General features: G+C 63.8%; 17 protein-coding genes, 1 tRNA gene and 1 pseudogene. 8 read left to right on the forward strand and 11 right to left on the reverse strand.

The window, feature by feature from the left end; genetic code table 11:
- Position 1 precedes the first annotated feature (1 nt).
- Positions 2 to 799 carry a SapC family protein gene (locus ACMGDH_RS05675; protein ID WP_436826929.1) on the forward strand — a complete coding sequence of 266 codons (798 nt, stop codon included), beginning with the start codon at positions 2 to 4 and terminating at the stop codon, positions 797 to 799.
- A gap of 26 nt (positions 800 to 825) precedes the next feature.
- Positions 826 to 1,401, forward strand: a complete 576-nt coding sequence (locus ACMGDH_RS05680; protein WP_436827234.1) for an OmpH/Skp family outer membrane protein — start codon at positions 826 to 828, stop codon at positions 1,399 to 1,401.
- A 50-nt stretch (positions 1,402 to 1,451) separates the two neighbouring features.
- On the opposite strand, the gene kdsA is transcribed toward ACMGDH_RS05680, so the two are convergent.
- From kdsA to ACMGDH_RS05700, 4 genes are all read right to left on the reverse strand, one after another.
- Positions 1,452 to 2,303 (reverse strand): 3-deoxy-8-phosphooctulonate synthase, encoded by an 852-nt coding sequence (gene kdsA / locus ACMGDH_RS05685; protein WP_436827235.1) that lies wholly within the window; start codon positions 2,301 to 2,303, stop codon positions 1,452 to 1,454.
- 22 nt (positions 2,304 to 2,325) lie between these two features.
- Complete coding sequence (locus ACMGDH_RS05690; protein WP_436826930.1) at positions 2,326 to 3,114, reverse strand: 3-deoxy-manno-octulosonate cytidylyltransferase; 789 nt, start codon at positions 3,112 to 3,114, stop codon at positions 2,326 to 2,328.
- A gap of 1 nt (position 3,115) precedes the next feature.
- On the reverse strand, positions 3,116 to 4,057 hold the full coding sequence (locus tag ACMGDH_RS05695) for a KpsF/GutQ family sugar-phosphate isomerase (RefSeq protein ID WP_436826931.1): 942 nt from the start codon (positions 4,055 to 4,057) through the stop codon (positions 3,116 to 3,118).
- Between the two features lie 351 nt (positions 4,058 to 4,408).
- Complete coding sequence (locus tag ACMGDH_RS05700) at positions 4,409 to 4,807, reverse strand: winged helix-turn-helix transcriptional regulator (RefSeq protein ID WP_436826932.1); 399 nt, start codon at positions 4,805 to 4,807, stop codon at positions 4,409 to 4,411.
- 53 nt (positions 4,808 to 4,860) lie between these two features.
- Between ACMGDH_RS05700 and ACMGDH_RS05705 the strand changes: the two genes are divergently transcribed.
- The gene (locus tag ACMGDH_RS05705) at positions 4,861 to 5,454 is read left to right on the forward strand and encodes an NADPH-dependent FMN reductase (protein ID WP_436826933.1); all 594 of its coding nucleotides are present in this window, start codon (positions 4,861 to 4,863) and stop codon (positions 5,452 to 5,454) included.
- Positions 5,455 to 5,875: 421 nt separating this feature from the next.
- Positions 5,876 to 5,962, forward strand: a pseudogene (locus tag ACMGDH_RS05710) (hypothetical protein); the annotation flags it as partial.
- On the opposite strand, the gene ACMGDH_RS05715 reads toward ACMGDH_RS05710, so the two are convergent.
- A complete protein-coding gene (locus ACMGDH_RS05715; protein ID WP_436826934.1) occupies positions 5,947 to 6,291 on the reverse strand; it encodes an HIRAN domain-containing protein in 345 nt (114 codons plus the stop codon). The pseudogene ACMGDH_RS05710 and the gene ACMGDH_RS05715 overlap by 16 nt on opposite strands.
- A gap of 74 nt (positions 6,292 to 6,365) precedes the next feature.
- Between ACMGDH_RS05715 and ACMGDH_RS05720 the strand changes: the two genes are divergently transcribed.
- Entirely contained in the window at positions 6,366 to 6,602 is a 237-nt protein-coding gene (locus ACMGDH_RS05720) for a hypothetical protein (RefSeq protein ID WP_436826935.1), read from the forward strand.
- Positions 6,603 to 6,969: 367 nt separating this feature from the next.
- Here the strand turns inward: ACMGDH_RS05720 and ACMGDH_RS05725 are convergent, their stop codons facing one another.
- Entirely contained in the window at positions 6,970 to 7,695 is a 726-nt protein-coding gene (locus tag ACMGDH_RS05725; protein ID WP_436826936.1) for a DUF6551 family protein, read from the reverse strand.
- Between the two features lie 730 nt (positions 7,696 to 8,425).
- On the opposite strand from ACMGDH_RS05725, the gene ACMGDH_RS05730 reads away from it, so the two are divergent.
- Both ACMGDH_RS05730 and ACMGDH_RS05735 read left to right on the forward strand, forming a co-directional pair.
- Entirely contained in the window at positions 8,426 to 8,608 is a 183-nt protein-coding gene (locus tag ACMGDH_RS05730; protein ID WP_436826937.1) for a conjugal transfer protein TraR, read from the forward strand.
- Positions 8,589 to 8,804 carry a helix-turn-helix transcriptional regulator gene (locus tag ACMGDH_RS05735; RefSeq protein ID WP_436826938.1) on the forward strand — a complete coding sequence of 72 codons (216 nt, stop codon included), beginning with the start codon at positions 8,589 to 8,591 and terminating at the stop codon, positions 8,802 to 8,804. The genes ACMGDH_RS05730 and ACMGDH_RS05735 overlap by 20 nt, the downstream gene beginning before the upstream one ends.
- A gap of 91 nt (positions 8,805 to 8,895) precedes the next feature.
- Here the strand turns inward: ACMGDH_RS05735 and ACMGDH_RS05740 are convergent, their stop codons facing one another.
- The 5 genes from ACMGDH_RS05740 to folK form a co-directional block, all read right to left on the reverse strand.
- Positions 8,896 to 9,486, reverse strand: a complete 591-nt coding sequence (locus tag ACMGDH_RS05740; RefSeq protein WP_436826939.1) for a hypothetical protein — start codon at positions 9,484 to 9,486, stop codon at positions 8,896 to 8,898.
- Positions 9,487 to 9,553: 67 nt separating this feature from the next.
- Positions 9,554 to 9,787: a hypothetical protein gene (locus tag ACMGDH_RS05745; protein ID WP_436826940.1), complete on the reverse strand. Its 234-nt coding sequence runs from the start codon at positions 9,785 to 9,787 to the stop codon at positions 9,554 to 9,556.
- Between the two features lie 290 nt (positions 9,788 to 10,077).
- On the reverse strand, positions 10,078 to 11,385 hold the full coding sequence (locus ACMGDH_RS05750; protein ID WP_436826941.1) for a tyrosine-type recombinase/integrase: 1,308 nt from the start codon (positions 11,383 to 11,385) through the stop codon (positions 10,078 to 10,080).
- Between the two features lie 159 nt (positions 11,386 to 11,544).
- Positions 11,545 to 11,620 (reverse strand) — tRNA-Lys (locus tag ACMGDH_RS05755).
- Positions 11,611 to 12,120 (reverse strand): 2-amino-4-hydroxy-6-hydroxymethyldihydropteridine diphosphokinase, encoded by a 510-nt coding sequence (gene folK / locus ACMGDH_RS05760; protein ID WP_436826942.1) that lies wholly within the window; start codon positions 12,118 to 12,120, stop codon positions 11,611 to 11,613. Before folK ends, ACMGDH_RS05755 begins: the two co-directional genes overlap by 10 nt.
- Before the next feature lie 112 nt (positions 12,121 to 12,232).
- Here folK and ACMGDH_RS05765 point away from each other — a divergent pair, with 112 nt between their 5' ends.
- Positions 12,233 to 12,520, forward strand: a complete 288-nt coding sequence (locus ACMGDH_RS05765) for a hypothetical protein (RefSeq protein ID WP_436826943.1) — start codon at positions 12,233 to 12,235, stop codon at positions 12,518 to 12,520.
- Positions 12,521 to 12,535: the final 15 nt, after the last annotated feature.

Consider the following 12,535-nt stretch of genomic DNA (forward strand, 5'->3'; position numbering starts at 1 on the left):
CATGCCCGAGACCGAGACGGCCCCGCCGCCGACCCAGCCGCTGTTCTACAAGTCGCTGCGTCCGCTCGACTCGGCGAGCCACGCGACGCTGCGGTTCAAGGGAGTCGATTTTGCGTTCGCCGAGGAATCGCCCTCCATTCCGATCGTCATCAGCGAGTTTGCGGAAGCCTCGCGCCACTATCCGATCGTGTTTGCGGCGAGCGATGCGACGCCGCTCGTCGTGCTCGGGCGCGATCGCCGTAACCTGTTCCTCGAGAATGGGGCCTGGTCGCGGGGCGCTTACGTTCCTGCCTTCGCGCGTCGCTATCCCTTTGGTTACCTGCGGCTCGGCGACAGCGCGCGCTTCATCCTCGGAATCGATGTCGAATGCGAGGGGTTGACCGAGTCCGGAGGCGAACCGCTCTTCGAGAATGGTCGCCCGGCGGCGATCACCCAGCGCGCGCTCGGTTTCTGCGAGGCCTTCCGCGGTGAAGCGGAGTCGACCCTGGCTTTCGTGCGAGCGCTCGAGGGCCGCGGCCTGCTCGTCGATCGGCATGCGGATGCCGTCCTTCCCGATGGGCGCAGTTTTTCCGTCGACGGATTCAAGGTCGTCGATGCGGAGCGATATGCCGCGCTGGACGGCGCCACGCTCGTCGAATGGCATGCCCGGGGCTGGCTCGCTCTGGTCACCCTGCACCTGTCTTCGCTGGACAGGTTCCGTGATCTTCTGTCCCGCCGCTCGACCCGCCCGGAAGCGCCGGCCGCCGACGCCATAGGCGACGAGCCGGCTCTGCCCCACGCTACCAAGGAGAAAGCATGATGTCGCGAAATCCATTCCTGCCTGTGATGGCGATCTCCGCTGCGATCGTCCCGGCGCAAGTGCAGGCGCAATCGGCGCCAAGCTCGCAGGGGCTTGGCGGCCCGGTGGTGCCTGGCGTTTGCCTCCTTTCCCGCGAGGCCATTTTTGCCAATGCCGCTGTCGGCAAGGCAGCCACGGCAAGACTCCAGGAACTCGCGCGCGCCGCGCAGGCCGAAATCGACCAGCAACGCGGCCCGCTCGAAACGGAGGTCAAGGCGCTCGAAGGCCAACCCGACAATGCGCAGATCCGCCAGCGCCGGGAGCAGGTCGCGGCCCGCTGGCAGGCGCTTCAGCGTCAGGCGGCGCACAACAGCCGCGAGATCGAGGCCACTCGTGGCAAGGCCTTGGAGCGGATCTCGGCCGAAGCGCAGCCCGTCATTGCCCAGGCTTACCAGGCGAAGAAATGCGGCCTTTTGTTCGACCGCAATTCGGCGCTTGGCGGCAATTTCGCGAACGATCTCACTGCCGAGGTGGTGCGCGCGCTCGACACCAAGATCCAGACGATCAGCTTCGAGCGCGAACGCCTGCCTCAACAGCCGGTGAGCACGCCCGCCAACCGATAGATTGGCAGGCCATATTTGCCATCGGCTCCGCCAGAGCCGATAAGGCGCGGTCACGCCGCTGGATAGCTGGGCAGGCTGTCCTTGATGGTCCGGTCGAGGGCGACAAGCTGCGCGATGAGCGGTTCAAGCAGGTCGAGCGGCCATGAGTTCGGACCATCCGATAACGCCCGGTCGGGGTCAGGATGGGTCTCCAGGAACAGCCCTGCGATACCCGCCGCCACGGCTCCTCGGCACAGCAGCGGGATATGTCGCCGGTCGCCGCCCGAACGCGCGCCGAGCCCACCGGGCGATTGCACGCTGTGTGTCGCGTCGAACACTAGAGGTGCCCCCGTCTCCGCCATCACGCCGAGGCTTCTGAGGTCCGTTACCAGCGTGTTGTAGCCGAAGCTCACGCCGCGCTCGCAAAGCAGAAATCGATCAGGACTTTGGCCGGCCTCAGCCGCCGCGCTTCTCGCTTTCTCAAGGACGTGCGCCATGTCCCAGGGGGCCATGAACTGGCCCTTCTTGATATTGACGAGCCGGCGCGATCGGGCGGCAGCGGCGATCAAGTCGCTCTGGCGCGCCAGCAGCGCCGGCGTCTGCAGGACGTCGACCACCTCGGCGACGGCCGCAACCTGACCGGGTTCATGGACATCGGTGAGCACGGGCAAACCAGTCTCGCGCGCCACATGGGCGAGAATTTCAAGACCTTCCTCCATACCGGGCCCGCGATAGGAGGTGCCGGAGGTACGGTTCGCCTTGTCGAACGAGCCCTTGAAGATGACGAGCAACCCGTGCCGCTCGGCTATCTGGGCAAGTCGCTCGCCAACACGGAGCGCGAGTTCGCGCGATTCCAGCACGCATGGGCCCGCGATCAGGAACAGCGGCTGGTCCTGACCGATGCGTCGCTCGCGGAATCTCATGCTCATGTGCTTTCCGGTCCGATCATTCGATCCCCCGCAGGGCGAGGGCGCGTTCGACGATCGCTATGTCGCCGGGATTGTTGACTTCCCAGAGCCCGCCCTCAGGCTCCTCGACTTCGACCATGCGGATAGGGATACGCGCATCAAGGAAGCGCAATTGCTCCAATCCCTCGGCGCGTTCGAGGGCGGAGGGGAGCTGCTGGGCGTAGTGCGCAAGCGCCAGCTTGCGGAACGCGTAGAGCCCAATATGGAGGTGGACGGGCGTTTCGACGGTTCCTCCGCCACAGGGAAGAATCCGTTTCGAAAAGTAGAGCGCGTCCCCCATGCCATCGGTAACGACGGTCGTGCCGCCGACCCGCCCGCTGGCCTCATCATTTCGCAGACGCTCAAGCGTGGCGCTGCTGCTGCGGATCATGGGTGTTGCGACCATGACCGCTGCATCGCCGGCAACGGCGGCAATCAGCGCCTCGATAGCTCCGGCCGGGGTAAGCGGCGCGTCTCCCTGGAGGTTGACAACGATATCCGCATCGATCCCGGCCGCCTCGATAGCGGCCTGGCATCGCTCGGTGCCGTTGCGGCAAGTTGCCGGCGTCATGACTGCATCGGCGCCTGCCTCCTGCGCTGCCGCTGCGATTCTTGGATCGTCGGTTGCGACGCGGATGTCGCATGTGATGCCGATGCATTGTGCGGCCTCGATCGTTCGGGCGATGAGCGGCCTGGCTATGCCCGATGCGCCCGCGATCGGCGCCAGTGGTTTTCCCGGAAAGCGCGAGGAGCCATAGCGAGCGGGAATGATGATGGCCGCGCGCATCCTAGCCGATGTCGAGCCTGAGAAGGTCGTGAACGTGGACGAGGCCCACGACGCGACGCTCGGTCTCTGCATCAACCACCAGCAATGAAGTGATCCGCGCCTTCGAGAGACTCTCCAGCGCATCGCGCGCGAGCATGTCCTCGACAAGCACGTGGGGATCGACCGTCATCACCTCAGCGGCGACGGTTTGGTCGAGCCGACTCGCATGTCGTCGAATGTCTCCATCTGTGATGATCCCGGCAAGATTGCCGTTCGTGTCGATGACCGCAGCGATGCCGAACCCCTTCCGGCTGATCATGTCGATCACCGAGGGCATCGGATCCAGCATAGAGACGAGCGGTAGCTCGTCGCTGCGGTGCATGAAGCTGCCGATGGCCACGAGATCGAGCCCGAGCCGGCCGCCAGGGTGCAGACACCGCAGCTCTTCAGCGCTCGTACCCCGCAGCTTCATCAGCGTGATGGCGATGGCATCGCCCAGAGCCAGCATCATCGTGGTGGAGGTGGTCGGCGAACTCCCATGCGGGCAGGCCTCGGGGCGCTCGGGAAGCAGAATGCAGACGCTGGCAGCCGAAGCCAGGCGCGAGGCGAGTGACGAGGTTACCGCGACGATTGGAATGTCGAGCAGGTCGGCATAGCGTGCAAGGGAACCGAGCTCGCGCGTGTCACCGGAGTTCGAGAGAACCAGAAGCGCATCATTGTCGCGCAGCATCCCAAGATCGCCGTGCACGGCCTCGGCGGCGTGCAGGAACAGCGCGGGCGTGCCGGTCGCGGCTAGGGTCGAGGCGATCTTGCGCGCGATGTGCCCGGACTTGCCAAGTCCGCACACGCAGATGCGCCCGCGCGTCCTCTGGAACACGCCGAGCGCCGAGTTGAACGGCTCGCCGAGCTCCTTGCCAAGAATCCAGAGCGCTTCGGCTTCCGCCGCAATCACCGCCCGACCCATCGATACGATCGGATCGGATGCATCGCTATAGGCGAGACTTGGATAGCCAATGGGATTAGGCATGGAGGCGAACCCTTCAAAAAGCCGGCGCCGGCTCTGGGACGCCTCTATCGCACGGCAAAAGCGGTCGGAAGCTGTGCCTTCCCACAGGCGAGAGCTCCTTGTTCCGGCAAAATATCCAAGAGGATAAGCCGCCCATTCTGCTGAGAGCGATCGACGCAGCATGACGTTTGTAGAAGGCTTGAATGTTTTTGCCTCCCGCGACGGCTGGGTAAAGGGAGGACTGCGAAGGTGCGTCTCAAGTGAGCGGGGCCAGAGCCCGCTCGTCGGGACAACTCGTACAGGAACCGTTTATTTGTGAGCCCGGCGCTCCGCATAGACGGACCTCGCGGCATCGATGCGCGATGCGTTGGCGACCACCCATTCCGCGAGGCCCCGAACCGGGCAGAGAAAGTCGCAACCGAGGTCGGTCAGGGCATATTCGACCTGCGGTGGGGTGACCGGCGTCACCGTCCGCGAGACGAAGCCGTTCTCCTCAAGGTCGCGCAAGGTCGATGCCAGCATCTTCTGGCTGATCTCGCCGACTTCGCGGCGCAACGCATTAAAGCGAAGTGGTCCGTTCCCAAGCGTGCGCACCACCAGCAGTGTCCATTTGTCGCTGATCCGCGCGAGCATGCGGCTGATATGCTCGCAGGCGGCGGTATCGTGATGGTCACTTGGTATCGCGCAGGTGCCTCCTTGTTCGTTCATGGTTGCCTTCTTTAATCAGGTTACCTTGGTAAACTAGCACACATGAGGTTACTATGCACACCAGGCCGCGTATCGCCGTCGTCATCGGTTCGACTCGTCCGTCCAGGTTCGCCGACGGGCCGGCGCAATGGATATTGAAGCAGGCGCAGGCGCGCGGCGACATGGACGTGGACCTCGTGGATTTGCGCGATCATCCGCTGCCGTTCTTCGACGAGATCGCATCGAATCTGTGGGTGCCGAGCCAGAATCCCGAGGCCGTCCGCTGGCAGGAAGTTGTCGGGCGCTATGATGGCTACATCTTCGTTGTCGCGGAATATAACCATTCGGTCACGGGCGTGCTGAAGAACGCGCTCGATCAGGCCTATAAGGAATGGAATCGCAAGCCGTTCACCGCGATCGGCTATGGCGGCACCGGCGCGGTGCGTGCTGTCGAGCATCTGCGGCTGATCGGCGTTGAGCTGCAAATGGTGTCGACCCACGCAGCTGTGCACATCGGCGGGGGCGACTTCATGGCCGTGCATCCGGCGTTCGGCAACCAGCCGATCGAGGCCATCGAGGCGAACCTGCTGCCTGCGGCGCAGACTGCGCTCGACGAGCTCGTGTGGTGGGCGAAGGCGACGATGGCCGCTCGGGGCATCGAAACCTGACCTTTCGGCAGCGAGCTGGCGATGCGCCGGCTCGCTCGTTGAAGCCGGTCGCCGTTGACGGGCGCTAAGCCGGGGCTTCAAAAAGCGCATCGACAGCGTTATGCCGTACGTCGCAGGCTCCACGAAGCGCGACACGGCGTTGGCGTTGGCGAAGACGTTGATCCAGTAATAGCTGTTCGTGGCGCGGCAGCAGCGGCATCGGCGGAGGTGGTGGTCCGCCGCCTACCACGAACACCGTAGGAAATGGCTGATTTGCGCCGTTTGCTGTGTGGTCGGGTGGCGGAATGCCCCCGCCTATGCCCCCAGATAAAAGTTTGACGCTGATATCATAGGTGCAACGCACCTATGAAGGGGCATGGACCTCACCGAACAGAGATTCACCCGACAGCAGATGGCGACGCTCGCCGGTATTTCGGACGACATGCTCGCCTACTGGCTTAAGCAAGGCTTGCTCGTGCCGACCTCGGGCGGCCGGGGACGCGGTAGCCACCGTCAGTTTGATTTTGTCCAAGTCAATATCGCTGCGATTTTCGGGCAACTTCGTCGCTTCGGCTTGAACATCAGTGCCTTCACGCGCTCGACGATCGCTCTAACATCATACCCTCGATCGATCTTGCTTCCGATCCAAACCGCGCGGTCGCGGCGCAGATAGCCGATGCACACGCCGCGCGTCGTAACGATCGCCACGGCCATGGGATCATGTGGATTCTCAGGTTCGCGGACCAGTTGAAGCCAGTCGCCCGGCTCACACAGCGCCAGCTCAGCTTGGCGGCTGGTGCCATCCTCGTTGACGTACCACTCTCCGCACGCCGGCAAGCTAAAGTCGTTCCAACCCACGCGACTCGACCCAGTAGAACAAGATGAGAACATCGTGTATTTGCGACGCCTTCGAGTCGACAAGGAGATTCGTGGTGAACGGTGATCAGGAAAGGTGCGCAGCCAGGCGCGAGCCCTTCGGGCGCTGGTTGATCGCGCAGCGCGACCGAGGCGACTGGATCGACGAGCTGGCGAACGCCGTCCGTGCAGATCCTGCGTTTCCAAAGGACGGCGATCCGGAGGCCGTGCGGAAGCGGCTCACTCAACAGGGGGCCGACGGCGACATGTTCGAGCGCGTGGACGACGCCGAGACGGATTGGCTGTGCCTATGAGAAACATACTTCGATGAGATCGTGAGGCATTATATCGCGAGCTTGCCGATACCGCGGGGATGTCTCTATCTCTGCCTAATGAGCCTCATACTCGTCAGCATACCCGTCCGACCCCACGGTCACGCATTCATCAATCCCGCAGCGGTGTCACGGATCGTAGCCAATCCGGATGGTGACGGCAGTCGAGTTTATATGACCGATTCGGCTTACCTCAACTCACCGTTACCTATGAACAAGGTCGCGGACTTGCTCACTAGCGCCTGTCCGATCTAATGCCGGAGCAACCGGACAGGGCAGGGGTAACCCCTCACTATCCGGTGTGGGCCGGCTAAATAGTGTGCCGGCCCAGCCTCGGGCCGGCACACAGTCATTCTGAGTAGGCCTCCAGCAGCGCCTGGCGCATCACCTGGGCTCGTAAATCTCCGCCCTTCACGCCCTGAACGAAGGCGCCCCACTCTTTCATCGAACGTTTGTTGAGTGCCCTGAACAGACGGTCGCGGTCCAAATCCTCAGGCGGCAGCGCGAGTATGCGCGTGAGCCCAAGGAAAACCGAAGCTCCGTTCGACAGGACCTCGCCAGTGAATGCTCTGGCGATTGCACCTAAACTCTCCACCACGATATCTTCTCCGTGCTTTCCGAGCACGGACTGCACGCTGCTTGTAAATGCCACCTCCCCCGGCAACCACGACTGCGAGCCGGTCTGGCGCGACACCTTCAGGCCGGCGCGCTCAATCACGTCGCGCACCTCAAGCGCGTCTTCGTCGCCGGCCACTATCGCCGCGTGGAAATCATCAAGGCGGTTGATAGCGCGCCGCGCGCGGTTCGCCGCGACGAACATGGCGGCCTCCTCAGCCGGCCCCGAATATCGGACGAGGCAGCAAGGCAGCTGGTCGATGTCGCCGCGCAGTTTTGCTGCGGCCAACCTGTGTTGCCCGTCGATCACATAGTTTCCGTCGTCGCGGCGCGACACCGAGAGCGCCATGCATAGGCGCCAATCCCATCGCGCGGCGATAGATGCGATCAGGCGCCGTGAAGGCTCTGTGTCGATCGAGCGCTGATAGTCCGGATCAATATGCAATTCCTCCACGAACACGTTTTCGATGCTCGGTCTCGTTCCGCGTGGTGGAGCATAAACTCGAGACCGGGCCCCCGACTTCGGTTTGCTGCCGCGGCTCCGGGCCGACTTTAGCGATTTGCCGGGGCCCACAATGGCGGTTGGTGCGCCGGCGACGGCGCGCCTGACCGTTACTTCTCGGAGGTGTTCGCCGGCCTCGCTGGCTGGGCACGCGTATAGTAGTCCGTCATGTTCGATTACCACGTGTCCGCGGTGCACTCGCTGCCGCCCGAGAGGCGTTTCGATCATGAACGTTCCGTTCGCCGCGACCGGTCCGGACAGCCGTGGTGCGAGCCAGCTTGGCACGTCACCGTCGTTCCTCCATGTCCTCACTCCCTCAGGGATCGCCGGCTTCTCGATTTTCTGAATGATCACGATTGGAGTCTCCTGTTCTGCGGTCATCGCCGCAGACAGAAAGCTGGCGTTTCAATTCTAAACGGGCCCGCGATGAGGCGCTCACCCCCGTAACGATTTCGGTGAGCAACCTGTGGAGAATTGCAGATATCCGTGGATGCCGGAAAGGGTGTCCGTCACGGAACCCTACTTGACCGCGAGGAGTCGAACGACTCCACGCCTGGTCGCGTGCATGCGACGTTCGAAAGCGCCGGCGCTGAGGCCGTGCGACTTACCGAGCAGATGCCGGAAAGTCCTGCCTTCATGGTGTTGAAGGTGGTCGGCGTAGTTGCCGCCCGTGCGGAAGCGCGCGCCGATGGCTGACCTGATCGACGGGGCGAACAAGTCCGCAGAGGAGCACCTCGCGCGCAGCCTACGCGCCGCGCGCGCCGCGATCCCGCCCGGGGTGCCGGGCGAGTGCGAAGAGTGCGGCGAGGACATGCTGCGGCTGGTCGACGGTCGCTGCGGTTTCTGCGGTGATGAGAGGCGCCGTGATTAGTCAGAACAACGAGGCTTTCGTGCGACTCCCCGAGGTGATCCGACGCACCGGCCTCTCCCGGGAGACAATCCGGCGCAAGGAAATGCGTGGCGAATTTCCTCGCAGGCAGCGGATCAGCGCCAACGTGGTAGCTTGGTATGAGAGCGACTTACAGCGCTGGCTGCGGTCGCCAATGTGCTGGGAAGAGGCGGCCTAGCTCCGGTTCCAGCTACCGACGGCAGCCATCTACAACAAGGCCACCCAGGCGAAGGCACGTCGCGCTGATCACCGCTGGAGCGAACCCCTGATCAGGAGCGAGTCATAATGGCGTGCATGTCCACCCACACGTCCCTCATCGCTAGAGCCACGTAGCGCGAGGGAACATCAGCGAGGCGCGCGATATCCGAGAGCGAGATTTGATCGTTGCGATAAGGCTCGATCAGCAAATTCCGGACGGTCATCGGGAAAAGTAGAGCCGTCGCGCGATATTCAGCAATCCGGTCAACGTTGGTTTCAAACCCATCGGCCATTGGGTCCTGCATTTCGGGAGGAAGGCCGATCTTTTCCGCTAGATCCTCGATGGCCTGTGAGTCAGTCGTGTAAGCGCCCGAGGGGTCCAAGAGGTGCACCAGCTCCTTACAACAGACCATTCGTTGCCAGTCGCGGCTATGATCGCGATGATAGTAGATGTTCGCAAATCGCCGGGGCTCGGAGTATAGTCCGTCGCGAACGTGGAAGACTTTTATCATCCCCTGAAGGATGTCCGTGTCGAACTCGACACCCACAAATTCGATGTCATCATCATGGCCATGCTCCCTCAGGCAGGCCAGAATGTCGTTGACGTCGATTGGTAGAGTGTCGCGCTCCGAAAACTTCCGGATTAGGTCGAATAGCTCCATCAGCCCCTCAAAACAAAAAAGCCCGGTGCTACCCGGGCTTTTCGTTCTAGTGTGGTTTTGTCGCCACTTACAAGGCTTCGACAAATTCCCGCACGTTAACCATTGGGTGCTCGCTCGCCGGGGCCGCGCGCGAAATCAGCGCTGCCTTGCTGCGATGCTGAAGGCGCGCGGAGCGGGCCTCACCGATGATCTCGCCTGCGGTGATCACGTCATCACGACGACCGCGAAAAAACTTTACGTTCAGCAGCTCTTCGCCGTGGGCCGAGAATGGGCACTCGGCCTTGCCAATCCCCTGGTCCATAAACTCATCCTCCATTCGGCGCATGACCTAGCCATGCGACTACCTGCTCGTCGGTTTACCGAGCGTTAATGCGATTGCGAAACTCGCAGATCGTTGAATCGCTCCAGAGAGGCCGCCGAGCCCCGCTGAAATGCTCTATTTTCGCGTGAGACGCAAACGCCAATTTAAATGAGGCGATATAAACTCGCTCACATTCAACGTCCGAACAGACCGCGAATGTCAAAACACGCCGTAGCCGGAGAGCTGCGGGCGTGCGATGTTCAGAGATCAGTGCGGCCTCGACTGCACTGCTAACCCGCTCGCGCGTATCCCGCGAGCAGCGTCCCGGCCGGTGGAAGCCCCTTCATCGTCTCGTCTGCCCACCAGCGCGCCAGTTCCCAACGGCGCGGCATGTGCTTCGCGCGGTTATAGGCCATTTCGGCCGCCGACACGCCCTTCGGCTTGTGCGACAGCATCGCGTCAATGATCGGCCTGTCACCCTCAAGCCCCAGCTTCGTCGCGCGCTCGTTCATGATCGTGGAGAATGCCGTGCGCCAGCCGTGGGGCACGTGCCGATCGCGGTAGCCGCACTGGTTGTAGCGGTAGCCGATCGTGTTGGGGCTCATCGGCTGGTGCGTCGAACGGACACTATGGAAGAGATAGGGGAAGCGCCCGGATAGGCGATAGACGGCGCGCAGCACGTCCACGGCCTGCGGCACCAGTGGCACGACATGCTCGAAGGCCTCGTCGCCCTTGTTTTCCAGCTCCAGCTTCATCCGCTCGGCGCGGATGCGCCATATCGGCTCCTCCGCATCGCTGGCGCCCGTGGGATCGTCCCAAGCGATGCCCTCGAACTCCTCCCAGCGCGCGGTCGGGATCAGACCCGGACGAACGAAGGTCAGCCCCAGCAGCCGCGACGCCAGCTTGGTCAGCGGGCCGCCGGTCGAGGCATCGATCGTCGCGTGCAGCTCGCGAATCTCCGCCACGCTACTCAGGCCCGGCTGGTTGCCGCCGACGGGGGTGGGTAGCATTGCCTTGACCAGATGCTTGCCGGCTGGATCGGCGAGGCAAAGCCCTTCCGCCATGCCGTATCCGAACACCGCCGAGATGTGCTGGCGAATGCGCTTGGCGGTGTCGATCGCGCCGCGCTTCTCGACCTTACGCAACAGCGCGAGGACGGCGGGCCCATCGATGTCGCCCAGCGGCAGCGCGCCGATCGCGGGGTAGACGTCGCGATTCAGCGCCTGTTGGATCTTGGTCGCGTTGACCTTGGACCAGCGCCCGAGTTGCGCCGCGTACCATCGCTGCGCCACGATCTTGAAGGTGGCACCGGCCGCCGCGTGGGCTGTCGCCTTGCGCTTACGTTCCTCGGTCACCGGGTCCCGATGCTCGCGCAGCAACCGCTTGGCCTCGTCGCGCCGATCGCGCGCCTCGCGTAGCGACACGTCGGGGTAGGGGCCGAACACCAGCCGCTTCTCCTTCCCGGCGAAGCGGTACTTGAGGCGCCAGGACTTCGCGCCCTTGGAGGTGACGAAGAGGTAGAGCCCGCCCGCGTCGGACAGCTTGTAATCCTTCTCGCCCGGAAGAGCCTTTTTGCACTGCGTATCGGTCAGTGGCACTGGATGCCCCCACTTGCTGTTTCAGTGCCCCCCAGCCGTGCCCCCGCGACGTGCGTGCTTGGGTGAGTAGGGGCGAGCACTCCTGATCAGCGGAATGGACGCAATTCTGCGGAAAACGCAATAGCGTGAGGCGGGGTGTGCGGGGGTGTGCAGAGAGGCTGGTGGGTCCGCCGGGATTCGAACCCGGGACCTCTCGATTAAAAGTCGCTTGCTCTACCGACTGAGCTACGGACCCACGCTGCCGCCCCTAGGCGCGGGCGCGGGACGGGTCAACCGGGCGCGAAGCTGGCGAGGGGTTCGGCCGCTCACCGGATCGCGCCAGACGGGTGCCACGCGTACCAGCGGGTCGAGCACGAAATCCCGTTCACGGAACGACGAATGGGGGATCACCAGCCCGGGGCTCGCCCAGGTGCCTTCGGACCAGAGCAATATGTCGAGATCGATCACGCGCGCGGCCCAGTTGCGCCCGCGCCGGCGGCCGAAGCGCCGCTCGATCGCCTTGAGCCGACGGAGCAGTGCGGGCGGGTCCTCGTCGGTTTCGAGGATCGCAACGGAGTTGACGAAACGGCGCTTCGATGGACCCAGCGGCGGCGTGGGGATCAACGGCGAGCACGCGACGATGCGCCCGGGCGCACAGTCGAGCTCCTTGAGCGCGGCCAGCACTTCGTCGCGCGGACCGCCATGCCGCCCCGGCCGGTTCGAGCCGAGCCCGATCGCATAGCTTGTCCTTGCCACACGCGCGGCCTACCGCGCGGCCGTGCTTGCGCCAAGTCCTTCGCCCGCCTTCGATGCTCGCGAGCGCCGCCGAAAGCTGCTAGGATCGAGCGTTAGCAAAGAAGGCCTGCCCGTGCGTACCCTGATGCTCGTCCTCGCCTTTCTGCCGGTTGCCGCCGTCGCCGGTGAGCGCGACCCCGCCAATGTGCGCACGGCGCCGATGCTGCTGCCCTCGGGCAAGGTCTGCGAACGGACGCGTCCGGAGATGGCTGCACCGCCGTTCAAGCCGGTCGAGCCGCGGTCGCTGGGCCGGGAGCCGACCGCCGGCCAGCACCAAGCCGTGCTGCGGACCGTCGGAGGCTGCGAGCTTCCCACCAAGATCCGCGACGGAATCGGCGACTCGCGCGATGACCAGCGCTGAGCTTCCGCCGCCCGC

Source organism: Sphingomonas radicis (genome assembly GCF_051400635.1).
Taxonomy (GTDB): Bacteria; Pseudomonadota; Alphaproteobacteria; order Sphingomonadales; family Sphingomonadaceae; genus Sphingomonas.